General features: G+C 61.3%; 20 protein-coding genes. 18 read left to right on the forward strand and 2 right to left on the reverse strand.

Features of this window, described 5'->3' with window-relative positions; translation table 11 throughout:
• Positions 1 to 102 precede the first annotated feature (102 nt).
• The 16 genes from leuC (at position 103) to PKE98_RS07470 (ending at position 18,919) form a co-directional block, all read left to right on the forward strand.
• A complete protein-coding gene (gene leuC / locus PKE98_RS07395) occupies positions 103 to 1,530 on the forward strand; it encodes a 3-isopropylmalate dehydratase large subunit (RefSeq protein ID WP_271194625.1) in 1,428 nt (475 codons plus the stop codon).
• A 10-nt stretch (positions 1,531 to 1,540) separates the two neighbouring features.
• Entirely contained in the window at positions 1,541 to 2,182 is a 642-nt protein-coding gene (leuD, locus tag PKE98_RS07400) for a 3-isopropylmalate dehydratase small subunit (RefSeq protein ID WP_271194626.1), read from the forward strand.
• A gap of 105 nt (positions 2,183 to 2,287) precedes the next feature.
• Positions 2,288 to 3,055, forward strand: a complete 768-nt coding sequence (locus PKE98_RS07405) for a class I SAM-dependent methyltransferase (RefSeq protein ID WP_271194627.1) — start codon at positions 2,288 to 2,290, stop codon at positions 3,053 to 3,055.
• Positions 3,056 to 3,235: 180 nt separating this feature from the next.
• Positions 3,236 to 4,318, forward strand: a complete 1,083-nt coding sequence (gene leuB / locus PKE98_RS07410) for a 3-isopropylmalate dehydrogenase (protein ID WP_271194628.1) — start codon at positions 3,236 to 3,238, stop codon at positions 4,316 to 4,318.
• A 107-nt stretch (positions 4,319 to 4,425) separates the two neighbouring features.
• Complete coding sequence (asd, locus tag PKE98_RS07415; RefSeq protein WP_271194629.1) at positions 4,426 to 5,538, forward strand: aspartate-semialdehyde dehydrogenase; 1,113 nt, start codon at positions 4,426 to 4,428, stop codon at positions 5,536 to 5,538.
• A gap of 141 nt (positions 5,539 to 5,679) precedes the next feature.
• Positions 5,680 to 6,690 (forward strand): aspartate-semialdehyde dehydrogenase, encoded by a 1,011-nt coding sequence (locus PKE98_RS07420; RefSeq protein WP_271194630.1) that lies wholly within the window; start codon positions 5,680 to 5,682, stop codon positions 6,688 to 6,690.
• A 167-nt stretch (positions 6,691 to 6,857) separates the two neighbouring features.
• Entirely contained in the window at positions 6,858 to 9,830 is a 2,973-nt protein-coding gene (locus PKE98_RS07425; protein WP_271194631.1) for a motility hub landmark protein FimV, read from the forward strand.
• 36 nt (positions 9,831 to 9,866) lie between these two features.
• On the forward strand, positions 9,867 to 10,688 hold the full coding sequence (gene truA / locus PKE98_RS07430; RefSeq protein ID WP_373877826.1) for a tRNA pseudouridine(38-40) synthase TruA: 822 nt from the start codon (positions 9,867 to 9,869) through the stop codon (positions 10,686 to 10,688).
• 55 nt (positions 10,689 to 10,743) lie between these two features.
• A complete protein-coding gene (locus tag PKE98_RS07435; RefSeq protein ID WP_271194633.1) occupies positions 10,744 to 11,364 on the forward strand; it encodes a phosphoribosylanthranilate isomerase in 621 nt (206 codons plus the stop codon).
• Between the two features lie 238 nt (positions 11,365 to 11,602).
• Positions 11,603 to 12,508, forward strand: a complete 906-nt coding sequence (gene accD / locus PKE98_RS07440) for an acetyl-CoA carboxylase, carboxyltransferase subunit beta (protein ID WP_271194634.1) — start codon at positions 11,603 to 11,605, stop codon at positions 12,506 to 12,508.
• On the forward strand, positions 12,505 to 13,812 hold the full coding sequence (gene folC / locus PKE98_RS07445; RefSeq protein WP_271194635.1) for a bifunctional tetrahydrofolate synthase/dihydrofolate synthase: 1,308 nt from the start codon (positions 12,505 to 12,507) through the stop codon (positions 13,810 to 13,812). The genes accD and folC overlap by 4 nt, the downstream gene beginning before the upstream one ends.
• Positions 13,796 to 14,440 carry an SPOR domain-containing protein gene (locus PKE98_RS07450; RefSeq protein WP_271194636.1) on the forward strand — a complete coding sequence of 215 codons (645 nt, stop codon included), beginning with the start codon at positions 13,796 to 13,798 and terminating at the stop codon, positions 14,438 to 14,440. Before folC ends, PKE98_RS07450 begins: the two co-directional genes overlap by 17 nt.
• Before the next feature lie 184 nt (positions 14,441 to 14,624).
• Entirely contained in the window at positions 14,625 to 15,179 is a 555-nt protein-coding gene (locus PKE98_RS07455) for a CvpA family protein (RefSeq protein WP_271194637.1), read from the forward strand.
• A gap of 171 nt (positions 15,180 to 15,350) precedes the next feature.
• On the forward strand, positions 15,351 to 16,856 hold the full coding sequence (purF, locus tag PKE98_RS07460) for an amidophosphoribosyltransferase (protein WP_271194638.1): 1,506 nt from the start codon (positions 15,351 to 15,353) through the stop codon (positions 16,854 to 16,856).
• A 78-nt stretch (positions 16,857 to 16,934) separates the two neighbouring features.
• Positions 16,935 to 18,146 (forward strand): O-succinylhomoserine sulfhydrylase, encoded by a 1,212-nt coding sequence (locus PKE98_RS07465; RefSeq protein ID WP_271194639.1) that lies wholly within the window; start codon positions 16,935 to 16,937, stop codon positions 18,144 to 18,146.
• Positions 18,146 to 18,919, forward strand: a complete 774-nt coding sequence (locus PKE98_RS07470) for an SDR family oxidoreductase (protein ID WP_373877827.1) — start codon at positions 18,146 to 18,148, stop codon at positions 18,917 to 18,919. The genes PKE98_RS07465 and PKE98_RS07470 overlap by 1 nt, the downstream gene beginning before the upstream one ends.
• A gap of 43 nt (positions 18,920 to 18,962) precedes the next feature.
• On the opposite strand, the gene gspD is transcribed toward PKE98_RS07470, so the two are convergent.
• Together gspD and PKE98_RS07480 are read right to left on the reverse strand one after the other, a co-directional pair.
• Positions 18,963 to 20,921 carry a type II secretion system secretin GspD gene (gene gspD / locus PKE98_RS07475; protein ID WP_271194641.1) on the reverse strand — a complete coding sequence of 653 codons (1,959 nt, stop codon included), beginning with the start codon at positions 20,919 to 20,921 and terminating at the stop codon, positions 18,963 to 18,965.
• Between the two features lie 4 nt (positions 20,922 to 20,925).
• Positions 20,926 to 21,606, reverse strand: a complete 681-nt coding sequence (locus PKE98_RS07480; protein ID WP_271194859.1) for a type II secretion system protein N — start codon at positions 21,604 to 21,606, stop codon at positions 20,926 to 20,928.
• Positions 21,607 to 21,891: 285 nt separating this feature from the next.
• On the opposite strand from PKE98_RS07480, the gene gspE reads away from it, so the two are divergent.
• Both gspE and xcpS read left to right on the forward strand, forming a co-directional pair.
• A complete protein-coding gene (gene gspE, locus PKE98_RS07485; RefSeq protein ID WP_271194642.1) occupies positions 21,892 to 23,460 on the forward strand; it encodes a type II secretion system ATPase GspE in 1,569 nt (522 codons plus the stop codon).
• 55 nt (positions 23,461 to 23,515) lie between these two features.
• Complete coding sequence (gene xcpS, locus PKE98_RS07490; RefSeq protein WP_271194643.1) at positions 23,516 to 24,733, forward strand: GspF family T2SS innner membrane protein variant XcpS; 1,218 nt, start codon at positions 23,516 to 23,518, stop codon at positions 24,731 to 24,733.
• The last annotated feature ends 3 nt before the right edge of the window (positions 24,734 to 24,736 follow it).

Consider the following 24,736-nt stretch of genomic DNA (forward strand, 5'->3'; position numbering starts at 1 on the left):
AGTCCTTACGATTCACCCCACAAGCGAAAGGGCTATTCCGGGCAGGCTGAAGGTGCCGAGGAACAAGGCCTAAAGCATAGAAATACTGATGAGGAATAACTGATGGCCGGCAAGACGCTCTACGACAAACTCTGGGAAGCGCACGAGGTTAAACGCCGCGACGATGGTTCGTCGCTGATTTACATCGACCGCCATATTCTCCACGAAGTGACCTCGCCACAAGCGTTCGAAGGGCTGCGTCTGGCCAGCCGCAAACCGTGGCGCATCGATGCCAACATCGCCACCCCGGACCACAACGTGCCGACCACGCTGACCGAGCGCAAGGGCGGCATCGCCGCCATCGCCGACGAAGTGTCGCGCATTCAGGTGCAAACCCTGGACGACAACTGCGACGAATTCGGCATTCTCGAATTCAGGATGAACGACATCCGCCAGGGCATCGTGCACGTGGTGGGTCCGGAGCAGGGCGCTACCTTGCCGGGCATGACTGTGGTCTGCGGCGACTCGCACACCTCCACCCACGGCGCGTTCGGCGCCTTGGCCCACGGTATCGGCACCTCGGAAGTGGAGCATGTGCTCGCGACCCAGTGCCTGGTGGCCAAGAAAATGAAAAACATGCAGGTGCGCGTCGAAGGCAAATTGCCGTTTGGCGTGACGGCCAAAGATATCGTGCTCGCTGTGATCGGCAAGATCGGCACCGCAGGCGGCAATGGCCATGCCCTGGAATTCGCCGGCAGCGCCATTCGTGACCTGTCGATCGAAGGTCGTATGACCATCTGCAACATGTCCATCGAGGCTGGCGCCCGTGTGGGCCTGGTGGCGGCGGACGAAAAAACCGTGGCGTATATCCAAGGTCGTCCGTTCGCACCCAAGGGCGCCGATTGGGATGCTGCCGTTGAAGCCTGGAAAGACTTGGTTTCCGACGACGACGCCGTGTTCGACACCGTCGTCGAACTGGACGCCGCGCAAATCCAGCCGCAAGTCACCTGGGGCACGTCGCCGGAAATGGTGTTGCCGGTCGACGCCAACGTGCCGGACCCCAGCAAAGAAGCCGACCCGGTGAAGAAAGACTCCATCGAGCGCGCCCTGAAATACATGGGTTTGGCCGCCAACCAGGCGATCACCGATATCCAGCTCGACCGCGTATTTATCGGCTCGTGCACCAACTCGCGCATCGAAGACTTGCGCGCCGCTGCCGTAGTCGCCAAAGGCCGCAAAGTGGCCTCGACTATCAAACAAGCCATGGTTGTGCCGGGTTCTGGCCTGGTGAAAGAGCAAGCCGAGAAAGAAGGCCTGCACACCATTTTCCTCGAAGCGGGTTTTGAATGGCGCGAGCCAGGCTGCTCCATGTGCCTGGCGATGAACCCGGACAAACTCGGCAGTGGCGAGCATTGCGCCTCCACTTCCAACCGCAACTTCGAAGGCCGTCAGGGCGCCGGTGGTCGTACTCACCTGGTAAGCCCGGCCATGGCTGCCGCTGCCGCGGTGACCGGCCGCTTTATCGATGTTCGCGAATTGACCCAGGCTTGAGGACCAGCACATGAAAGCGTTTACCCAGCACACCGGCCTGGTCGCTCCTTTGGACCGCGCCAACGTCGACACCGACCAGATCATTCCCAAGCAATTTCTGAAGTCGATCAAGCGCACCGGCTTTGGCCCGAACCTGTTCGACGAGTGGCGTTACCTGGATGTGGGGCAGCCCAACCAGGACAACTCCAAGCGTCCGGTGAACAAAGACTTCGTGCTTAACCACCCGCGTTACCAAGGCGCCAGCGTGTTGCTGGCCCGCGAGAACTTCGGCTGCGGCTCCAGCCGTGAGCACGCGCCATGGGCCCTGGAAGAGTACGGTTTTCGCGCCATCATCGCGCCGAGCTACGCCGACATTTTCTTCAATAACAGCTTCAAGAACGGCCTGCTGCCAATCATCTTGCCGGAAGCTGAAGTTGACGAATTGTTTGAGCTGGTCGAGGCCAATGTCGGCTACCAGTTGAGCGTGGACCTGGCGGCACAAACCGTCACCCGTGCCGACGGCAAGGTGATCGGCTTTGACGTCGATGCGTTCCGCAAGCACTGCCTGCTCAACGGTCTGGACGATATCGGCTTGACCCTGCAAGACGCAGGCGCCATTAGCACCTTCGAGGCAAAACATCGAGCTTCACAACCGTGGTTGTTCCGCGATTAAGAGCGTCGCCATCAAGTTGGCTCCTACGACTTCCACATTCCTGTAGGAGCCAGCTTGCTGGCGAACAGCCCTGAGCAGTCCCAACCGGCAAAAAAGGACGTCACCATGACCAGCAACGCCCACGCCCAAGTGGTACAGAAACAATTCGGTGAACAGGCTGCCGCCTACCTGAGCAGTGCTGTGCACGCCCAAGGTACTGAATTTGCTCTGCTACAGGCTGAGCTTGCGGGTCATGACACAGCGTGCGTGCTCGACCTGGGCTGTGGTGCCGGGCATGTCAGCTTTCACGTTGCGCCATTGGTGGGTGAAGTGGTGGCGTATGACCTGTCGCAGCAGATGCTCGATGTGGTCAGCGCCGCTGCCACCGACCGGGGCCTGGCCAATATCCGCACCCAGCACGGCGCCGCCGAGCGCCTGCCGTTTGCCGATGGCGAGTTCGGCTTCGTGTTCAGCCGTTATTCGGCCCACCACTGGAGCGATGTCGGCCAGGCTTTGCGCGAAGTGCGTCGGGTGCTGAAGCCGGGTGGGGTGGCGGCGTTTATCGACGTGATGTCGCCGGGCAGCCCGTTGCTGGACACCTATTTGCAGACCGTGGAAGTGCTGCGCGACACCAGTCACGTGCGCGACTACTCGGCCAGCGAATGGCTGCGGTTTGTCAGCGATGCCGGGCTGCACACTCGCAGTTACAGCCGCCAGCGCTTGCAGCTGGAATACAGCTCCTGGGTTGAGCGCATGCGCACCCCGCAAAACCTGCGAGTGGCGATTCGTGAACTGCAGCAGGCCATGGGCGCGGAAGTGCGCGAGTATTTCGAGATTGGTGAAGACGGCACCTTTAGCACTGATGTGCTGGTGCTGTGGGCTGAGAAAAAATAACGGCGGTTTTCTACCTCCGACCGTCATCCCGGCGTAGGCCGGGATCCAGACTTGATCAGGCAACACTGTTCGTCATGACATTCTGGGTCCCGGCCTGCGCCGGGACGACGGGCGTTAAGGATTGAGTTTTTTTGTACGGCGTGCCTCGCAGGCCCGTCCATTGATTGATTTGAGGACGTTATGAGCAAGCAGATTCTGATTCTTCCCGGTGACGGCATCGGCCCGGAAATCATGGCCGAAGCGGTCAAGGTGCTGGAGCTGGCTAACGACAAGTTCCAGCTGGGCTTCGAGTTCAGTGAAGACGTTATCGGCGGCGCCGCCATCGACAAATACGGCGTGCCGCTGGCCGACGAAACCCTGGAGCGCGCCAAAGCGGCCGACGCCATTTTGCTGGGCGCCGTGGGCGGCCCGAAATGGGACAAGATCGAGCGTGACATCCGCCCCGAGCGCGGCCTGCTAAAAATCCGTTCGGCCTTGGGCCTGTTCGCCAACCTGCGACCGGCCATTCTGTATCCGCAACTGGCTGATGCTTCGTCGCTCAAGCGCGAAATTGTTGCCGGCCTGGATGTGCTGATCGTGCGTGAGCTGACCGGCGGCATCTACTTCGGCGCCCCGCGCGGCAGCAAAACCCTGGAAAACGGCGAGCGTTTCGCCTTTGACACGCTGCCGTACAGCGAAAGCGAAATCAGCCGTATCGCCCGTGTGGGTTTCGACATGGCCCGTGTGCGCGGCAAGAAGCTGTGCTCGGTGGACAAAGCCAACGTGCTGGCGTCCAGTCAACTGTGGCGCGAAGTGGTTGAAGAAGTGGCCAAGGATTACCCGGACGTCGAGCTCAGCCATATGTACGTCGATAACGCGGCCATGCAACTGGTGCGTGCGCCCAAGCAGTTCGACGTGCTGGTGACCGACAACATGTTCGGCGACATTCTGTCGGATCAGGCTTCCATGCTGACCGGTTCCATCGGCATGCTGCCGTCCGCTTCGCTGGATGCCAACAACAAAGGCATGTACGAGCCGTCCCACGGTTCGGCGCCGGATATCGCAGGCCAAGGCATTGCCAACCCGTTGGCGACCATTCTGTCGGTGTCCATGCTGCTGCGTTACACCTTCAACCAGGCGGCTGCGGCCGATGCCATCGAAAAAGCCGTTGGCGTGGTGCTGGATCAGGGCTTGCGCACCGGTGATATCTGGTCCGAAGGCTGCAAAAAAGTCGGCACCCGTGAAATGGGTGATGCAGTGGTAAGCGCACTTCGGGCGCTATAAACACGAACCGCTTTCAGGGGTCGCAAGAGCGACAACAAGTCGGTTACTCTCTGCGGCCCTCTCGAAAGCGGGGGTTCGTATTCATGTTTTCTTAAGGTGTAGTTGCGATGAAGCGTGTAGGTCTGATCGGTTGGCGCGGGATGGTCGGTTCCGTACTCATGCAGCGGATGCTCGAAGAGCAGGATTTCGATTTGATCGAGCCGGTGTTCTTCACCACATCCAACGTCGGTGGCCAAGGCCCTGCCGTGGGCAAGGACATTGCTCCGCTCAAGGACGCTTACAGCATTGACGAGCTCAAAAGCCTCGATGTGATCCTGACCTGCCAGGGCGGCGACTACACCAGCGAAGTATTCCCCAAGCTGCGCGAAGCGGGCTGGAACGGCTACTGGATCGACGCCGCCTCGTCGCTGCGCATGGACGATAACTCGGTGATCGTGCTCGACCCGGTCAACCGCAAGGTGATCGACCAGGCACTCGACGCCGGCACCAAAAACTATATCGGTGGCAACTGCACCGTCAGCCTGATGCTGATGGCCTTGGGCGGCCTGTTCGAAGCCGGTCTGGTGGAGTGGATGAACGCCATGACCTACCAGGCCGCCTCCGGCGCCGGCGCGCAGAACATGCGTGAGCTGATCAAGCAGATGGGCGCGACCCACGCCGCTGTTGCGGATGAACTGGCGAACCCGGCCAGCGCCATTCTCGACATCGACCGCAAAGTGGCTGAAGCCATGCGCAGCGAAGCGTTCCCGACCGAAAACTTCGGCGTGCCACTGGCCGGCAGCCTGATCCCGTGGATCGACAAGGAACTGCCGAACGGTCAGAGCCGTGAAGAGTGGAAAGGGCAGGCCGAGACCAACAAGATTCTCGGCCGCTTCAAGAGCCCGATTCCGGTCGATGGTATCTGCGTGCGCATCGGCGCCATGCGTTGCCACAGCCAGGCGCTGACCCTGAAGCTGAACAAAGACGTGCCGTTGAGCGATATTGAAGGCCTGATCAGCCAGCACAACCCGTGGGTGAAACTGGTGCCGAACCAGCGCGAGCTGAGCATCAAGGAACTGACCCCGACTGCCGTTACCGGCACCCTGACCGTTCCGGTTGGTCGTCTGCGCAAGCTGAACATGGGTTCGCAATACCTGGGTGCCTTCACCGTTGGCGACCAACTGCTGTGGGGCGCCGCCGAGCCGCTGCGCCGCATGCTGCGGATTCTGCTGGAGCGTTGATTGGGGCGCGCGCTTCTTTAATAGCGTGCGGTAGCGGATAAAAGACAGCCTTGGGGCAGAACTCCAAGGCTGTTTTTTTATGCGTGGGCGGGTACAGTGCCGCTCCCCGCGTTCCACCCCCAGCTTTTCAGAGGTAACAGCATGAGCCAGACTTTCGATATCGCCATCATTGGCGCCACCGGCACCGTCGGCGAAACCCTTGTGCAAGTGCTGGAAGAGCGCGAGTTCCCGATTGGTACCCTGCATTTGCTGGCCAGTATCGAGTCAGCCGGCGCTTCGGTGCCGTTTCGCGGCAAGAACGTGCGCGTGCGGGAAGTGGAGCAGTTTGACTTCAGTCAGGTGCAGATCGTGTTCTTCGCCGCCGCCGAAGCCGTGACCCATAGCTTTGCATCGCGTGCCCAGGCGGCAGGCTGCCACCTGATCGATTTGTCCGGCACGCTGCCCACCGAGCAGGCACCCATGCTGGTGCCCGAAGCCAATGCCGATGTGCTGGCAACCCTTAAAGCACCGTTCCAGATCAGCAGCCCGAGCCCGTGCGCCATCGCCCTGGCCGTGGCACTGGCGCCGCTGCGAGATGTGGTGAGCATTGAGCGGGTCACTGCCACGGCGTGTCTGGCAATTTCCAGCGTCGGTCGTGAGGGCGTGTCGGAACTGGCCCGGCAAACCGCGGAGTTGCTCAATGTGCGGCCGTTGGAACCGCGCTTCTTCGATCGCCAGGTGGCCTTTAACGTGCTGGCGCAGGTCGGTAAGCCGGACGCCAGCGGATATAGCCGCGTGGAAAAGCGCCTGGTGGAAGAACTCAAGTTGGTGCTGGCTCAGCCGAGTCTTAAAGTGTCGGCCACCTGCGTGCTGGCGCCGGTGTTCTTTGGCGACAGTCTGAGTGTTTCGGTGCAGTGTGCCGGGCCGGTCGATCTGGTTGCCGTTAATGCCGCGTTGGAAGCTGCCGACAGCATTGAATTGGTGGAAGAGGGCGATTATCCGACCGTGGTCGGTGATGCGGTTGGCCAGGATGTGATCTATGTCGGACGAGTTCGAGTTGGATTCGATGAATTGTCCGAACTCAATTTGTGGATTGCGTCTGATAATGTGCGCAAAGGCGCTGCTCTGAACGCTGTGCAAATTGCTGAGTTATTGATAAAACACTATCTGTAAAAGATACTTACCTAGAAATTTGAAGAATCATTCTAGCTTGGCCTATCTTGGTACATCCGGGGGCCGAGTTGTTGTTGGTTGGGGAGCCGCCATCCGGCGGAACAGGCAGCAACTGCATGAAGACCCTCTCGCAGTTCGAGAAAAAAGATAAAACAAGGGATATCGCTATGGCTCGGGTTCGCAAACTGGTGCTGGCAATCGCGGCTGCTTCGGCGCTGACGTCCGGTATGGCGCACGCGTTGGGGCTCGGGGAAGTGACCCTGAAGTCGGCGCTTAATCAGCCGTTGGACGCGGAAATCGACTTGGTCGAAGTTCGAGATCTGGCTTCTAACGAGGTGGTCCCTGCTCTGGCATCCCCGGAGGAATTCAATAAGGCAGGTATTGATCGTCAGTACTTCCTGACCGACCTCAAGTTCACGCCGGTTATCAAGCCCAATGGCAAAAGCGTTATTCGCGTTACCTCGAGCAAGCCGGTACGTGAGCCTTATATAAACTTCCTCGTCGAAGTGCTGTGGCCGAGCGGTCGCGTATTGCGCGAATACACCTTGCTGCTGGATCCACCTCTTTATTCCCCGCAAGTCGCTGCCGCTGCTGTGCCTAAACCGCCAGTCGCCGCGCCGGCCGCAAGACCCGCCATTGCCCCCGTTGCGCCCACTGCCCGCCCGGCAGCCCCGGTTGCCGCCGCGCCGGCACCGGTTGCCCCTACTGCACGGCCTGCGGCACCTGCCGCGCCTGCGCCTGCCGCCGCACCGGCTGGCAAAGCGGCTGATGACACCTACAAAACCACCTCCGCCGACACCCTCTGGGAAGTGGCGCAGCGCACCCGTGCCACCGGCTCGGTGCACCAGGCGATGCTGGCCATTCAGGACCTCAACCCGGATGCCTTCGTTGACGGCAATATCAACCGCCTGAAAAGCGGCCAGGTGTTGCGCCTGCCCGATGACCAGCAGATCAAATCGCGCTCGCAGAGCGATGCCATTGCCCAGGTTGCCGCGCAAAACGCGGCCTGGCGCGAAGGCCGTGGCCTGGCTGCCAGCGGCACCCGTCAGTTGGACGCCACCAAGCGCGCCAACGCCGGCGATGCACCAGCCAAAACCGACGACAAAGACAGCCTGAAGCTGGTGTCCGGCGACGCCGGCAAAGCCACCAAGGGCGGCGACAAGGGCGCCAGCGGGGATACCAAGGCGCTGAACGACAAACTGGCCGTCACCAAGGAAAGCCTGGACTCCACACGCCGTGAGAACGACGAGCTGAAGAGCCGCATGGGCGACCTGCAAAGCCAGCTCGACAAGCTCAACCGTCTGATTCAGCTCAAAGACAGCCAGATGGCGAAGCTGCAGGCCGATCTCGCTGCCAAAGCCAATCAGCCAGCTGCTGCGGCGCCAACGCCGGCCCCGACCACTCCTGCTACTGCGGCAGTACCTGCTTCTCCAGCCAAGGCGGACAAAGCAGACAAGGCGGCTCCAGCGCCAGCCGTGGAGCCTGCCAAACCCGCTATCGCCCCGGAAACAACCCCGCCTGTATCGGCGCCTGCACCCGCTGGCGACAAGCCTGCTGCACCGGACTACAACTACAGCGAAGAGCCTGCCGACAAAACCGCTGCCGAAGCGGCCAAGGTTCCGGCTGAAGCAGCGCCGACGCCAGCCCCCACTCCAGCGCCGAAAGCCGAAGCCCCGGCCAAGCCCAAGCCAGCGCCCGTGGTCAAGCCTGCACCAGTTGCTGAAACCAGTTTTGTCGATGACCTGATGGCCAATCCGATGCTGCTGGGTATTGCCGGTGGCGGCGCCTTGCTGCTGTTGCTGGTCGGCCTGATGGTGCTGTCGCGCCGCAATGCGCAGAAAGAAGCGCAACTGCACAACATCGATCTTAGCAACCCGCAAGAGCCAAGCCCGTTCGAGAGCGAACTGGACATGCCGGACACCAGCTTTGCCGGTCTGGACGACGACGAAGTGCTGGCCCCAGCCACCAAGGAAGAGCGCGTTACCGCGCAAACCGGCGACGTGTTGGGCGAGGCAGATATCTACATCGCCTATGGTCGCTTTACCCAGGCCGCCGAGTTGCTGCAGGACGCCATCAATAACGAGCCGCAGCGTGCTGATCTGCGCCTGAAATTGATGGAAGTGCAGGCCGAGCTGGGCGACCAGGAAGGCTTCGCTCGCCAGGAGCGCGAACTGAACGAAATCGGCGGCGCCCACAGCGAAGTCGAACAACTGAAATCCCGTTACCCGGGCATGGCCGCTGCCGCCTTCGCCGGTTTTGCTGGCGCCGCTGCTGCCTCGGCCCTGGACGACGACGCGGACAACTTCAGCCTCGACGACCTGACCCTCGACGAGCCGCAAGCCGCTGCACCGGTCGATGAAATGGACCTGAGCCTGGACGACCTCGAGGCCGAACTGGACCGTGACCTGAGCGCCGGCAGCAACGATTCGCTGAATGACTTCGGTGACCTGAGCCTGGATGACGAGCTGGAACTGGCCTCGTCGACCTCGCCAGCTGCCAGCGGCATGAGCGATCTGGACTTTGACCTGAGCCTGGACGACACCCCGAGCACGGCGAGCAGCAACGCCGCCCTGAGCGATGACCTGGCCGATTTCAGTCTGGACCTGGACGAGCCGAAACCCGCCGCCACCAGCGAAGAAGATGACTTCCTGCTGAGCCTTGACGACGACCTGAGCACCACCAGCAGCAATGATTTTGCCGACCTGAGCCTGGAACCGGACGCTACTCCGGAGCTGGACGCAGGCCTGGATGCCGAGCACGAACTGCCGGCAGACTTTGACCTGTCCCTGTCTGACGACGCCCCAAGCGCGCCGGTATCCAACGAGACCTTCGCAGCCAAATTGGATGAAGTGACTGCCGAGCTGGATCAGATGAGTGAAAAACTGGACCTGCCGGAAGAAGACGACTTCGACTCGCTGATCGCCCCGGCCAGCAGCTCAGCCGCTGCCAGCCTGGACGCCGACGATGACTTCGACTTCCTCTCCGGTACCGATGAAACCGCCACCAAGCTCGATCTGGCTCGCGCCTACATCGACATGGGTGATGCCGAAGGCGCCCGCGACATCCTCGATGAAGTGATCAGCGAGGGTACCGACGCCCAACAACAGGAAGCGCGCGAGCTGATCGCCCGTATCGTTTGATTAATGACTGAAGCAATACCCACAGCGGCGGCCGAGATGGCCGCCGTTGGCTTTTCCAGAATAGCCCTCGGCGTGGAATACAAAGGCTCGCGCTACCGCGGCTGGCAGCGCCAGGCCTCCGGCGTGGCGACCATTCAGGAGGAGCTGGAAAAGGCGCTCTCACGTGTAGCCGATTCACCGGTCGTGCTCAATTGTGCCGGGCGTACCGATGCCGGTGTGCATGCCTGCGGCCAGGTGGTGCATTTCGACACCCAGGCCGAACGCACTCTGAAAGCCTGGGTGATGGGCGCCAATATCAACCTGCCGCACGACATCAGCGTGACCTGGGCCAAGGTGATGCCGGCGCATTTTCATGCGCGCTTCAAAGCCGTGGCGCGGCGCTACCGCTATGTCATTTACAACGACCAGATCCGGCCGGCGCACCTGGGTGAGGAAATCACCTGGAACCACCGCCCGCTGGACGTCGAGCGCATGCGAGAAGCAGCCCAGTATCTGGTGGGCGAGCATGATTTCAGCGCCTTTCGCGCGGGCCAGTGCCAGGCCAAATCGCCGATCAAGAAGATGCACCACCTGCGGGTCACCCAGCACGGCAAGATGATTGTGCTGGACCTGCGCGCCAACGCCTTTTTGCACCATATGGTGCGCAATATCGCCGGCGTGCTGATGACCATTGGCGCGGGCGAGCGCCCGGTGGAGTGGATGAAGGAGGTGCTGGAGTCGCGTATTCGCCGCACCGGCGGGGTGACGGCGCATCCATTTGGCTTGTACCTGGTGCAAGTGGAGTACCCGGCTGAGTTCGTATTGCCGGAGCGTTATATTGGCCCGCATTTCCTTTCCGGGTTGCCGGAGCTTGGCTGACGCGTGTCGCCTGCCTTTGCTACCATCGCTGAGCTTTTCCATTTAGGTGCATGCCGTGTCCGTTGTCCGTAGCAAAATCTGTGGCATTACCCGACTCGAAGACGCCCTGGTGGCCGTCGAGGCGGGCGCGGACGCCATTGGTTTCGTGTTCTACGCCAAAAGCCCGCGGGCGGTAACGGCCGAGCAGGCGCGGGCCATCATTGCCGCGCTGCCGCCGTTTGTGACCACCGTGGGCTTGTTTGTCGATATGCCCCGTGCCGAGTTGACGGCGTTGCTGCAACAGCTGCCGTTGGACCTGTTGCAGTTTCACGGTGATGAAACGGCCGCCGACTGCGCCGGTTACGGGCGTCCATATATTAAGGCGCTGCGGGTGCAGGCCGGTGATGACGTGGCGGCAATGATCGCGCTTTATCCAGAGGCTTCAGGCATTCTGCTTGACACCTTTGTCGCCGGCGTGCCGGGCGGTACGGGCGAGGCGTTCGACTGGAGCCTAGTGCCCATGCAGCCGGCCAAGCCGATCATCCTCGCCGGTGGTTTGACTGCGCAGACCGTAGGCGCGGCCATTGCGCAGGTGCAGCCGTATGCCGTGGATGTCAGCGGCGGCGTCGAGCAGAGCAAGGGCATCAAGAGCGCGGAAAAGGTGCGTGCGTTTATCCGAGAAGTGAAGGGCGCCTGAAGGGCGAGGGCGGGCATGTGACGGCAGGCCATCACGGGCCGTCCATAAGCCTGTCGCTGTGCCAGCGGATGAACTTCGCGGCAACCTTGCGGTTAAACCCATACAGCGGTTAACGGCAGTAGCGAGTCCGGGGCTGGTGCGTACAAGCCACCGCCCGGGCAGCAACCCTGAATTATTGCTTTGCGACAGGTCAAAAAAAGACGGCCTGTACAAGCCAACAGCTTTGGAGAGTGAGTGCATGAGTAACTGGCTGGTAGACAAGCTGATCCCATCGATCATGCGTTCCGAGGTGAAAAAGAGCTCCGTTCCCGAGGGTTTGTGGCACAAATGCCCGTCCTGTGAAGCGGTGCTGTATCGTCCCGAGCTGGAAAAGACCCTGGATGTTTGCCCCAAGTGCAATCACCACATGCGCATCGACGCCCGCGCCCGTCTGGATATTTTTCTGGACACCGAAGGCCGCAGCGAAATCGGCGCCGACCTGGAGCCGGTGGACCGTCTGAAATTCCGTGACGGCAAAAAATACAAAGATCGTCTGACTGCTGCACAGAAGCAGACCGGCGAAAAAGACGCATTGATCGCCATGCGTGGCACCCTGCACGAAATGCCGATTGTGGCCTGTGCCTTTGAGTTCGCTTTTATGGGCGGTTCGATGGGTGCCATCGTTGGCGAGCGTTTTGTGCAGGCAGCCAACGTCGCTCTGAAAGAGCGCTGCCCGCTGGTGTGCTTCGCCGCTTCCGGTGGTGCACGTATGCAGGAAGCGCTGATCTCGCTGATGCAGATGGCCAAGACCTCCGCCGTGCTGGCTCGCCTGCGCGAAGAGGGCGTGCCGTTTATTTCCGTACTCACCGACCCGGTCTACGGCGGCGTATCGGCCAGTCTGGCGATGCTGGGTGACGTTATCGTTGCCGAGCCCAAAGCCCTGATCGGCTTTGCCGGCCCGCGCGTTATCGAACAAACCGTGCGCGAAAAACTGCCGGAAGGTTTCCAGCGCAGCGAATTCCTGCTGGCCCATGGTGCCATCGACATGATCATTTCCCGTCAGGAACTGCGTCCACGTCTGGCCCGACTGCTCGCCCAAATGCAAAACCTGCCGACCCCGGTCGCTCCCTCTTCGACCATTGCGCCTACACCTGTCAGCGCATGATCGAGCGCAACCTTGCCCAATGGCTGAGCTATCTGGAGCAGTTGCATCCAGTGGCCATCGACATGGGCCTGGACCGTGCCCGCGAGGTTGCCAGCCGCCTCGGTCTGGGCCGGCCGGCCGCCAAGGTCATTACCGTGACCGGCACCAACGGCAAGGGCTCCACCTGCGCCTTTCTCGCCTCCCTGCTGGCCGAGCAGGGTCTGAAGGTAGGCGTGTACAGCTCGCCGCATCTGCTGCGCTACAACGAGCGCGTGCAGGTGGCAGGAGTTGAAGCCACCGACGCCGAGCTGTGCGAGGCTTTTGCCGCCGTTGAAGCGGCGCGCGGCGCTACCTCACTCACCTATTTTGAAGTCGGCACCCTGGCAGCGTTCTGGCTATTCCAGCACAGCGGTCTGGATGCAGCCGTTCTGGAAGTAGGGCTGGGCGGGCGTCTGGATACGGTCAACCTGATCGATCCTGATCTAGCGCTGATCACCAGCATCGGGCTGGATCATGCCGACTACCTGGGCGATACCCGCGAATCGGTCGCGTATGAAAAGGCCGGTATTTTCCGTGCCGGTGTGCCAGCCATTTGCGGTGACCTGAACCCACCTGCGCCAATCCGCGATAAAGCGCGGGCGTTGCCATGCCCGTTACTGTTGCGCGGCCCGGACTATGACCTGGCTTTCGGCGAGCAGAGCTGGCATTGGCGCGGCATCACTGCTACGGGCGAGCACCTGCATCTGCACGACCTGCCGTTGCTCGATCTGCCGATGGAAAACGCGGCCCTGGCCTTGCAGGCTTATGCCGTGCTCGACTTGCCGTGGCAGCCTGACCAGTTGGTCACGGCGTTGCAGCGCACCCGAGTGACCGGGCGCCTGGATCGACGAGCGGTAAATTGGCAGGGCAAGGCACTCACGCTGCTGCTGGATGTTGGGCATAATCCCCATGCCGCCGACTATCTGGCGTACCGTTTGGCGAGCCAGCCGGTCGCAGGCAAGCGGTTGGCGGTATTCGGTTTGTTGGCTGACAAAGACTTGCCCGGCGTGCTTGCGCCGTTGGTAAGCCAGATCGCCGGTTGGGCGGTAGCGCCCTTGCTGACGCCAAGAACGCGACCGGCTGCCGAGCTGCAGGCCGCCTTGCTGAACCAGGGCGCCAGCGTTCAGGCCTACGGCGATATCGCCGCAGCGCTGGAAGCACAGCTGGAACGCGCGACGGCAGACGACGAAATTCTGTTGTTTGGATCTTTTTACTGCGTGGCCGAGGCCCTGGAATGGCTGGCCCGCCATGCCATGGGAGAAGTGGGGAATGGCTTTGCTGGATAAAGGACTGAAGCAACGGATAGTGGGTGCCTTGGTGCTGCTGGCGCTGGCGATCATTTTCTTGCCGATGCTGCTGTCGCGACAGGACGAGTCCCGCCACGTGGTGGTCGATGCCCCGGCTATGCCGCAGGCGCCGGCCATGCCGCAAGTGGCGCAGGAGCCGGTATCGGTGCCTGAGCCCGAGCTGCTGCCCGAAGAGCCGGTGCCGGTTGAACAGCCTGCAACCACGCCAGCCCCACTGCCGTCTACGCCGATTGCTACCGCGCCGACCACGCCTATCGCTCCCGCACCTGCTGCACCGGTTGCCACCAAGCCCCCGGTGGCCGCCAGCGCAACGCCGGCCACGCCTGCTGCGCCGCCAGCCGCGCCAAGCCGTCTGGATGCCAATAGCCTGCCGATCAGTTGGTCGATCCAACTGGCCAGTCTGTCCAGTCGCGCCAGTGCCGAAACCCTGCAAAAAACCCTGCGTAGTCAGGGCTACAATGCGTATATCCGTAGTGCCGAGGGCATGAACCGGGTATTTGTCGGCCCGTTGATCGAGCGTGCTGAAGCCGATCGGTTGCGTGATCAGTTGACCAAGCAGCAGAAGCTCAAAGGGTTTGTGGTGCGGTTTCAGCCCGAAAGCAGCTGATAGGCATCAAAGCATCGCGGCTGAAGCCGCTCCTACGGATGGTGCATTCTCGTGGGAGCAAGTTTGCTCGCGAAGCTTTTCAGCCCGCCGGCAATGAATAAACCCGAGTTCGCTAAATCGCGGCTTACTCCTTGCCGAGCGCTCTGCTAAAATCCCGCGCCTCTTCCGTCGGTAGGCCTGCAACGTGCCATTTACCTGGGTCGATTGGGCGATCATCGCCGTTATCGCGATCTCCAGTTTAATCAGCTTGAAACGTGGCTTCGTAAAAGAGGCCCTGTCGCTGGTGACCTGGATCATTGCTGGGGTCGTTGCCTGGATGTTCGGCGGCGCGCTGTCCCAGCACCTGGTGGACTACATCGACACCCCTTCAGCTCGTGTTATCGCCGGCTGTGCCATTCTTTTCGTCGCCACACTTTTAGTGGGTGCCCTATTTAATTTTCTTATTGGCGAGCTGGTTCGCGTTACCGGACTATCAGGCACCGACCGCGTGCTGGGCATGGTATTTGGTGCGGCGCGTGGCGGTTTGCTGGTGGTATTGCTGGTCGGGCTCTTGAGTTTGGCGCCGGTGACCCAAGATTCCTGGTGGCAACAGTCTGCGCTGGTTCCGCATTTTCTGATTGTGGCCGACTGGTCGAAAAACATGATTCTGACCCTGGCCAGCCAATGGCTGGCCAGTGGTGTTTCCGGGCCTACCGATCTGTCCTTCAAGGACGTGCTGGTACAGCCCAAATCGTTGTAGCAAGTGATGTAGATTTTCTGAACGCGGTATCAAGAAACGTAGCGAGCGAAGGCTAGGCGAGGCAAAAACAGGCAAGTAAGCGGAGTTGGCTGTAGCCAATGAGCATTGCAAGTCTGTTTTTAACGACGCATAACCGAGCGCAGTAGTTTCCACTAGAAAGGGGTTGGTCGCATGTGTGGCATCGTGGGCATCGTCGGTAAGTCGAACGTCAATCAGGCGCTGTATGACGCGCTTACCGTACTCCAGCATCGCGGCCAGGACGCTGCCGGTATCGTGACCAGCCATGACGGCCGGTTGTTTCTGCGCAAGGACAACGGTCTGGTGCGCGATGTGTTCCACCAGCGCCATATGCAACGCCTGGTCGGTCACATGGGCATCGGCCACGTGCGTTACCCGACGGCCGGCAGCTCCACCTCCGCCGAGGCGCAGCCGTTCTATGTCAACTCCCCGTACGGCATCACGCTGGCCCACAACGGTAACCTGACCAACGTCGAGCAGCTGGCCAAAGAGATCTACGAGTCTGACCTGCGCCACGTCAACACCAGCTCCGACTCCGAAGTGCTGCTCAACGTGTTCGCCCACGAGCTGGCGGTACGCGGCAAGCTGCAACCCACCGAAGACGACGTGTTCGCTGCCGTCACCGACGTGCACAAGCGCTGCACCGGCGGTTATGCCGTGGTGGCAATGATCACCGGCTACGGCATCGTCGGTTTCCGCGACCCGAACGGCATTCGCCCCATCGTCTTTGGCCAGCGTCACACTGACGAAGGCGTGGAGTACATGATCGCCTCCGAAAGCGTGTCGCTCGACGTACTGGGCTTCACCCTGATTCGCGACCTGGCGCCGGGCGAAGCGGTGTACATCACCGAAGAAGGCAAGATTTCCACCCGCCAGTGCGCCACCAACCCCAAGTACGCACCGTGCATCTTTGAACACGTGTACCTGGCGCGTCCGGACTCGATCATGGACGGCATCTCGGTTTACAAGGCGCGTCTGCGCATGGGCGAGAAGCTGGCCGACAAGATTCTGCGCGAGCGTCCGGATCACGACATCGACGTGGTCATCCCTATTCCAGATACCAGCCGCACCTCGGCGCTTGAGCTGGCCAACCACTTGGGCGTGAAGTTCCGCGAAGGCTTCGTGAAAAACCGCTATATCGGCCGTACCTTCATCATGCCCGGCCAGGCCGCGCGGAAAAAATCCGTACGCCAAAAGCTCAACGCCATCGAACTCGAATTCCGCGGCAAGAACGTGATGTTGGTGGACGACTCGATCGTGCGTGGCACCACCTGCAAGCAGATCATTCAGATGGCCCGCGAAGCCGGGGCGAAGAACGTGTACTTCTGCTCGGCGGCGCCGGCCGTGCGCTACCCGAACGTATACGGCATCGACATGCCAAGTGCCCACGAGCTGATCGCCCACAACCGCACCACCGAGGAAGTGGCCGAGCTGATCGGCGCCGATTGGCTGGTGTATCAGGATCTCAGCGACCTGATCGACGCGGTTGGCGGTGGCAAGGTGAAAATCGATAACTTCGATTGCGCGGTGTTCGACGGCAAGTACGTGACCGGCGACGTCAACGAGGCGTACCTGAACAAGATTGAGCAGGCGCGTAACGACTCGTCCAAACTCAAGACCAACGTAGTCAGCGCGATCATCGACCTGTACAACAATTGATGAGCAACGCTTGATGACCACAGCCCGCTTCGGCGGGCTGAACGTTTCCAGTGCAACAGAATTTGATGGAGAAAGGGCATGACGCAGGAATGGGATGCCGGCCGGCTGGACAGTGACCTTGAAGGCGTAGGCTTTGACACCCTGGCGGTCCGCGCCGGGCAACACCGCACCCCCGAAGGCGAGCATGGCGAGGCGATGTTCTTCACCTCCAGCTATGTATTTCGCACCGCCGCCGACGCCGCCGCGCGGTTTGCCGGGGAAGTACCGGGCAACGTCTATTCGCGTTATACCAACCCCACCGTGCGCACCTTCGAAGAGCGTCTGGCCGCGCTGGAAGGCGCCGAGCAAGCGGTAGCCACGGCCTCCGGCATGTCGGCGATCATGGGTGTGGTCATGGCCTTTTGCAGCGCCGGCGACCACGTGCTGGTCTCGCGCAGCGTTTTCGGCTCCACCATCAGCCTGTTCGAAAAATACCTGAAGCGCTTTGGTGTTCAGGTTGACTATGTCGAGCTGTCGAACGTCGCCGGCTGGGGCGAAGCCTGCAAGCCGAACACCAAGATGTTCTTCGTGGAGTCGCCGTCCAACCCGTTGGCCGAGCTGGTGGATATCGCTGCCTTGGCCGAAGTTGCCTACGCCCATGGCGCCAAGCTGGTGGTGGACAACTGCTTCTGCACCCCGGTGCTGCAAAAGCCGCTGGCCCTCGGTGCCGATATCGTCGTGCATTCGGCCACCAAGTTTATCGACGGCCAGGGCCGTTGTCTGGGCGGCGTGGTTGCCGGCAGCGCGAAGCTGATGGCTGAAATCGTCGGCTTCGTGCGCACCGTTGGCCCGACCATGAGCCCATTCAACGCCTGGGTGTTCCTCAAAGGCCTGGAAACCTTGCGTATCCGCATGCAAGCCCATTGCGCCAGCGCGCAGCAATTGGCCGAGTGGCTGGAGCAGCAGCCGGGCATCGAGAAAGTGCACTACGCCGGCTTGCCGAGCCACCCGCAGCATGAGTTGGCCAAGCGTCAGCAACGTGCCTTTGGCGCGGTGGTGAGTTTTGAGGTGAAGGGCGGCAAGGAAGGCGCCTGGCGCTTTATCGATGCCACGCGCTTGCTGTCGATAACCGCCAACCTGGGCGACAGCAAGTCCACCATCACTCACCCGAGCACCACCTCCCACGGCCGCCTGAGCCCGGAAGAGCGTGCCGCCGCTGGCATTCGTGACAGCCTGATCCGCGTCGCGGTAGGCCTGGAGGAAGTGCAGGACATTCAGGCCGACCTCGCGCGTGGCCTCGCAGCGCTGTGATCGAACTTGAAGTAGATCGCCCGCTTACCAGCAACGGCAAGGTTGCTTTGGTCACGGGCGCGGCGCGCGGCATTGGCCTGGGCGTCGCGGCCTGGCTGATCGTCGAGGGCTGGCAGGTGGTGCTGGCGGACACCGAGCGTGAGCGCGGTGCCAAGGTGGCCAAGGTGCTGGGCGAAAACGCTTGGTTCGTGGCCATGGACGTCAGCCAGGAAAGCCAGGTGGTGGAGGGCGTCGCGCAGGTGCTCGGTCAGTTTGGCCGGCTGGATGCCCTGGTCAACAACGCTGCCATCGCCGATCCGCATAACCCGCCGCTGGACAGTCTCGAGCTGGCGCATTGGAACCGGGTCATGGCCGTCAATCTTACGGGTCCTTTATTGCTCTCCAAGCATTGCGCGCCGTACCTGCGCGCCCACTACGGAGCCATCATCAATATCACCTCCACGCGCGCGCATCAGGCCGAAGCCGACACCGAAGCCTACTCGGCAAGCAAAGGCGGTTTGCTGGCATTGACCCATGCGCTGGCTGTCAGCCTGGGGCCGGATATTCGCGTTAATGCGGTCAGCCCGGGCTGGATCGATGCGCGTGACCCGTCAGCGCGCCGTGCGGCGCCGCTGAGCGATGCCGATCATGACCAGCACCCGGTGGGTCGGGTAGGGGGCGTAGAGGACGTAGCGGCGCAGGTGGCCTGGTTGCTGTCGGCCAGTGCCGGGTTTGTGACCGGTCAGGAGTTTGTGGTCGACGGCGGCATGACGCGCAAGATGATTTACGCGTAGGGCGAATATCCGCAACGCCGATATCCGCCGTTTCACGATTCCGTTATTGCGGCCGCAAGTCGATTGCCGAATCCCCTTGACCATCAAACAGCTGCCCCGGTTTCGGCGGCAGAATGCTAGGCCGTGCATTGTCAGGACCGTCCCCCAGTACGCGGATATCGCGATACTTCTTGCCGGCCAATGCCGCCAATCCTGCGCCGTCGCGGATCACGCTAGGCTTGAGAAAAACCATCAGGTTGCGTTTGGTGTGCGCTTCCTTGGTGGAGCGGAAGAGTCGGCCCAACCAAGGGATATCGCCCAATAACGGGACCTTGGAGTCGGTCATGGTCACGTCGTCCTGAATCAGGCCGCCCAGCACAATCACCTGGCCATCTTGTGCAAGGATGGTGCTTTTGATCGAGCGCTTGTTGGTAATCAGGTCTACCGCCTGGGCGGACAGCGTGGCACTGGGGGCAATCGAGGAAATTTCCTGCTCAATCTCCAGGCGCAGTGACGCGCCGTCATTGATATGCGGCGTCACCTTCAGCGTGACACCAATGTCCTTGCGCTCGATGGTGGTGAACGGGTTGCTCGCACCGTCGGTGGCGGTGGTGTAGGAGCCGGTCTGGAAGGGCACGTTCTGGCCCACCAGAATTTCCGCTTTCTGGTTATCGAGCGTCAGCAGGCTGGGGGTCGACAGCAGGTTGCTTTTGCTATTGGCCGACAGGGCGGTAATCAGGGCACCGAAGTTCTTGCTGCCGATGCCAATGATGGCGCCGTCCGGCAGTGACTCGGGCACGGTGTCGTTTTGAATGGCATTCAATACCGAACCTACGGAAAGCCCGGTATTGCCGAAGTTGACCCCGCCCAGGCCACCCGTGCTGCCACGCGCATCTACGGCCCACTGCACGCCGAGGGCGTCGGTGATATCGCCGGAAATTTCTACGATGGCCGCCTCGACCATTACCTGGGCGCGCGGCACGTCCAACTGGTGGACGATGTCTTCAAGCATGGCCACGGTATCCGGGTCTGCCAGCAGTACCAAGGCGTTAAGGCTTTCATCGGCGCGAATCAGAATGTTTTGTGGTTTACCGCCGGCAGCCTCGGCACCACCGCCGGCCGGGTTCTTGATGCCTTCGGAAATCTCGCCGAGCACGGTAGCCAGTGCCTTGGCATCGTTGTGGCGCAGGCGAATAACCCGGGTGTTGGCGGAGCGGGTGCTGGGCGTATCGATGGACTTGGCCAGGCCAATCAGGCGCGCACGGGCAGCCGGCGGGCCGAGCAGAATCAGGCGATTGGTGCGGGTGTCGGCAATCACCTGAGTGCCTGCGCCACCTTTGGCCTGGCCCCGGGCGAGGCTGGAATTGAGCGCTTCGGCGGCATCGGTTACCCAGGCGTATTGCAGGTTGACCACGCTGTAATCGTTGTCGCTTTTCTGGTCCAGCTGATGGACCAGGTCTTCAATGCGCGCAATGTTGGCGCTGCGGTCACTGATAATCAAGGCGTTGGCCGAGGTCACCGCCGCCAGGTGGCCATATTGCGGAATCAACGGGCGAATCAATGGAATCAGTTCGGCAACGTTGCCGTGTTGTACTTGAATCAGGCGGGTTTCCAGGCGGTCCGGCGCGGCGCGGCCCCCGCCGGCGTCGGCTTTGGCTTCGGCATTGGGCACGATACGCGCCTGATCGCCTTGGGTGATGACGCTGAAACCATGGGTGGCCATAACTGAAAGGAACAGCTGGTAGATCTCGCTAAGGTTCAGTGGCGCTTTGGAGATCACATTGACCTGACCTTTCACCCGCGGGTCGACGACGAACGTCTCGCCGGTAATATCGGCAATCTGGTCGACAAACTCGCCGATGTCTGCATCCTTTAGGTTGATGGTCCAGCGCTCCTGGTCCTGCTGCTGGTTCTCGCCGGCGCTGGCTGTGGCGGGCGTGATTGCCGCCGAGGCCGCCGTGCTGAAGCCAAGCAGGCCGCAGGTCAGCAAAGCTAGGGTCAGGCGTGAAAGGGTCAGAGGCATTGGCTTAGTCGCTTTCCGTAGGCGGTTCGATAGGGATGAGTTCGGTTGACTGCGGCGCTGCCGGCGGTTCTGCCTCATAAGGAGGCTCGGGTTCCGGTTCGACTTGCCCGCCAGCGTTCTCCATCTGTTGGCGCAGCGCTTCCATGCGTTCTCGTATCTGTTGTTCGTCTTGCTGTTGCAAGGTGGACAGGTCGTCCACCGCAGCGTCATAGCTGGCTTGATTACTCCTAGAAGCGCTCTTGTGCTTGTTAAACATCAACGTCTCGAGGCGGCCGCTGCGCTCGATCTCGACGCGGTCGCGGTACACCGCATGCAGTCGGATGCCCTTGTCGATTTCGCTGCCAATGGCAAAGCGCTGAGGCCGGTTGCCCTCGCGCTGGATGATGGCGCTGGAACGGTTGGCATCGTTGTGCACGAAGCTACCGCGCAACGTCAGGCTAAGGTTGGTAGCCGGCGGCGCCGAGTCCTGAACCACCCGGGCAGGGCCGAACAGGGTTTGAATGCTGTCGAGCGCCGGTTCATTGTTCAAGTCACCGCTTTCACTGCTTTGCACCGGAGCCTGGCTGCGGTTGAGCTCTAACCAGTCGATGGTTTGTGTGGCGAAACTCAGGCTGATCAACAGGATCAACACCACGCCCAGCAGTGTCGGGGCATTGTGGAGCAGCCGGCGGAGGGTTTCGGGCACGGACAAAGAATTTACTCACTACTGTCAGATTTGCTGGCGGCCGATCATAGAGCAGCCAAGTGTTTTTACGCATCCACTTCGCGCCGTAGTCCTATTCTGTTTGTTATCGGCGGGGCGTCGTGTTCCTTCGGCAGTGTGATAAAGATAGCGCCCATGGCGATTTCTACGAGTCACACACGCAAAAATTGTTAAAAAAACAGCTGCATGGCGTGCAATCGTCATCCTTAATCTTGAACATGCGCTTATCAGTGAATTGCGCACTACGATGCCAGGGTTGGGTTACAGATGAATATCTCATCGGTGGAAACACTTCCACGCCGTTTACCGTTCAGTTACGCCAAGCGCAATGGCGTAGTGTTGATGCTCGATCAGGACCAGGTTTGCCTGGGGTTTCGGCCTGCCGTGGATATGGTGGCCCTGGCTGAAGCCCAGCGTTTTGTTGGTCGCCGCTTGCCACTGCGGGCGCTGACACCCGCCGCTTTCGACCAGGCCATGGCCTCGGCTTATCAGCATGATTCGGCGTCCATGCAATTGGCCGAGGATATCGGCGGGCGTCTGGACCTGGCGGCGCTGGCCGATCAGGTACCGGAAACCGAAGACCTTATGGAGCAGGAAGACGACGCGCCGATCATTCGCCTGATCAACGCCATCCTCGGCGAGTCCATCAAGGAAAACGCCTCCGATATCCACCTCGAAACTTTCGAAAAACGCCTGGTCGTGCGTTTTCGCGTGGATGGCGTTCTGCGCGAGGTGCTGGAGCCCAAGCGCGAGCTGGCGGCGCTGCTGGTGTCGCGGATCAAAGTGATGGCACGCCTGGATATCGCCGAAAAACGTGTGCCGCAGGACGGCCGTATTTCGCTGCGTGTGGGCGGGCGCGAAGTGGACGTGCGGGTGTCCACGCTGCCCTCGGCCAACGGCGAGCGCGTGGTCCTGCGCTTGCTCGACAAGCAGGCCGGGCGCCTGAGCCTGCAACACCTGGGCATGTCCAACCGCGACTGCCAGTTGATGGAAGCCAGCGTTCGCAAACCCCATGGCATCATTCTGGTGACCGGGCCTACCGGCTCCGGTAAAACCACCACCTTGTACGCCAGCCTGGTCAGCCTAAATGACCGCACACGCAACATTCTTACCGTTGAAGACCCTATCGAGTATCACCTGGAAGGCATTGGCCAAACCCAGGTCAACACCAAGGTGGACATGACCTTCGCCCGTGGCCTGCGGGCCATCCTGCGGCAGGACCCGGACGTGGTGATGGTGGGTGAAATCCGCGATGCCGAAACTGCACAGATCGCCGTGCAAGCCTCGCTGACCGGGCACCTGGTGCTCTCCACCTTGCACACCAATAGCGCCATCGGTGCGGTTACCCGTCTGGTGGATATGGGCGTTGAGCCCTTTCTACTGTCCTCCTCTTTGCTCGGCGTGCTGGCCCAGCGCCTGGTGCGCGTGCTCTGCCTGCATTGCAAGGAAGCGTTGCCAGTCACCGACGCCGAGGCGCAGGTACTGGGCGTGCGCAGTGGCGAAACGCCGCTTATTCACCACGCCCGCGGCTGCCCTGAATGCAAACAGCAGGGCTACCGCGGTCGTACCGGCATCTACGAGCTGGTGATATTCGACGACCATATGCGCAGTCTGGTGCACAGCGGCGCCGGCGAGCAGGAAATGACTCGCCACGCTCGCAGCAATGGCCCGAGTATTCGCGATGACGGACGACGCAAAGTGCTTGAAGGCATCACCAGCCTCGAGGAGGTGTTGCGAGTCACTCGCGAAGATGAGGCGCCCACCACAGGTGCTCAGCGGCGCGAACTATCTTCCGCATCGCCCACTCAACACCAACGTAGGGGGGACCGACGTTGACAGCTACTGACAGGTCCGCTCGTGCTTCGATACTCCAGCGCGTGGGCACTCACTGATGGCCGCATACGAATACCTGGCCCTGGACAATGCAGGGCGCCAGCAAAAAGGCGTGATGGAGGCCGACAGCGCGCGCCAGGTGCGCCAGATGCTGCGGGAAAAACAACTGGCGCCGCTGCAGGTCAACGCCACCCGCACCCGCGAGCAGGCAAGCAGCGACGGCCATTTCACCTTTGTCCGCGGTTTGTCAGCGCGCGACCTGGCCATGCTTACCCGCCAACTGGCCACACTTATTCAGGCCGCGTTGCCAATTGAAGAAGCCCTTCGCGCCGCAGCAGCGCAAGCCTCGGCGCCGCGGGTGCAAGCCATGTTGCTGGCGGTACGCGCGCGGGTGTTGGAAGGGCACAGCCTGGCGGCCGCGCTCAAAGAATTTCCGGCGGCCTTTCCCGAGCTATACCGCGCCACGGTAGCGGCGGGGGAGCATGCCGGGCACCTGGGGCCGGTGCTGGAACAATTGGCCGACTACACCGAACAGCGCCAGCAGTCGCGGCAAAAGGTGCAGTTGGCGCTGTTGTATCCGCTTGTGCTGATGATTACCTCGCTGCTCATCGTTGGCTTTTTGCTCGGCTATGTGGTGCCTGATGTGGTGCGGGTGTTTATCGATTCCGGGCAGACGCTGCCGGCCCTCACGCGCGGCTTGATAGCCCTGAGTGATGCGGTAAAAAGCTGGGGCTGGCTGTTTGTGTTGCTGGCAGTGGCAGGCGGGTTTACTGCGCGGTGGGCGCTGCGGGACGACAAGGTCAAACGCCGCTGGCACGCCTTGCAATTGCGCTTGCCGTTGATTGGCCGCCTGGTGCGGGCCACCGACTGCGCGCGATTTGCCTCCACCCTGGCCATTCTTACCCGCAGTGGTGTGCCTCTGGTGGAAGCACTGGCCATCGGTGCGCAGGTGATTTCCAACCGAGTGATTCGCGCCGACGTGGTGCTGGCAGCGCAGAAGGTCCGCGAAGGCGGCAGCCTGACCCGTGCCCTGGAGGCCAGCGGCCAGTTCCCGCCGATGATGCTGCACATGATTGCCAGTGGGGAGCGCTCCGGCGAACTGGACCAGATGCTGGCCCGCACCGCGCGCAATCAGGAGGGCGATCTGGCCGCCCAGATCGCATTGATGGTGGGACTCTTTGAGCCCTTTATGCTGGTATTTATGGGGGTAGTGGTGTTGCTGATCGTGCTGGCAATTCTTCTACCGATTCTGTCTTTGAACCAATTAGTGGGGTGATAG

The sequence above is a fragment of the Pseudomonas turukhanskensis genome, from assembly GCF_027922365.1.
Taxonomy (GTDB): domain Bacteria; phylum Pseudomonadota; class Gammaproteobacteria; order Pseudomonadales; family Pseudomonadaceae; genus Aquipseudomonas; species Aquipseudomonas turukhanskensis.

Excerpts from the sequence above, each read along its gene's own strand:
- leuC (WP_271194625.1), top strand. The coding sequence starts at position 103 with ATGGCCGGCAAGACGCTCTACGACAAACTCTGGGAAGCGCACGAGGTT.
- leuD (WP_271194626.1), top strand. The coding sequence starts at position 1,541 with ATGAAAGCGTTTACCCAGCACACCGGCCTGGTCGCTCCTTTGGACCGC.
- PKE98_RS07405 (WP_271194627.1), top strand. The coding sequence starts at position 2,288 with ATGACCAGCAACGCCCACGCCCAAGTGGTACAGAAACAATTCGGTGAA.
- leuB (WP_271194628.1), top strand. The coding sequence starts at position 3,236 with ATGAGCAAGCAGATTCTGATTCTTCCCGGTGACGGCATCGGCCCGGAA.
- asd (WP_271194629.1), top strand. The coding sequence starts at position 4,426 with ATGAAGCGTGTAGGTCTGATCGGTTGGCGCGGGATGGTCGGTTCCGTA.
- PKE98_RS07420 (WP_271194630.1), top strand. The coding sequence starts at position 5,680 with ATGAGCCAGACTTTCGATATCGCCATCATTGGCGCCACCGGCACCGTC.
- PKE98_RS07425 (WP_271194631.1), top strand. The coding sequence starts at position 6,858 with ATGGCTCGGGTTCGCAAACTGGTGCTGGCAATCGCGGCTGCTTCGGCG.
- truA (WP_373877826.1), top strand. The coding sequence starts at position 9,867 with ATGGCCGCCGTTGGCTTTTCCAGAATAGCCCTCGGCGTGGAATACAAA.
- accD (WP_271194634.1), top strand. The coding sequence starts at position 11,603 with ATGAGTAACTGGCTGGTAGACAAGCTGATCCCATCGATCATGCGTTCC.
- folC (WP_271194635.1), top strand. The coding sequence starts at position 12,505 with ATGATCGAGCGCAACCTTGCCCAATGGCTGAGCTATCTGGAGCAGTTG.
- PKE98_RS07450 (WP_271194636.1), top strand. The coding sequence starts at position 13,796 with ATGGCTTTGCTGGATAAAGGACTGAAGCAACGGATAGTGGGTGCCTTG.
- purF (WP_271194638.1), top strand. The coding sequence starts at position 15,351 with ATGTGTGGCATCGTGGGCATCGTCGGTAAGTCGAACGTCAATCAGGCG.
- PKE98_RS07465 (WP_271194639.1), top strand. The coding sequence starts at position 16,935 with ATGACGCAGGAATGGGATGCCGGCCGGCTGGACAGTGACCTTGAAGGC.
- gspD (WP_271194641.1), bottom strand. The coding sequence starts at position 20,921 with ATGCCTCTGACCCTTTCACGCCTGACCCTAGCTTTGCTGACCTGCGGC.
- gspE (WP_271194642.1), top strand. The coding sequence starts at position 21,892 with ATGAATATCTCATCGGTGGAAACACTTCCACGCCGTTTACCGTTCAGT.
- xcpS (WP_271194643.1), top strand. The coding sequence starts at position 23,516 with ATGGCCGCATACGAATACCTGGCCCTGGACAATGCAGGGCGCCAGCAA.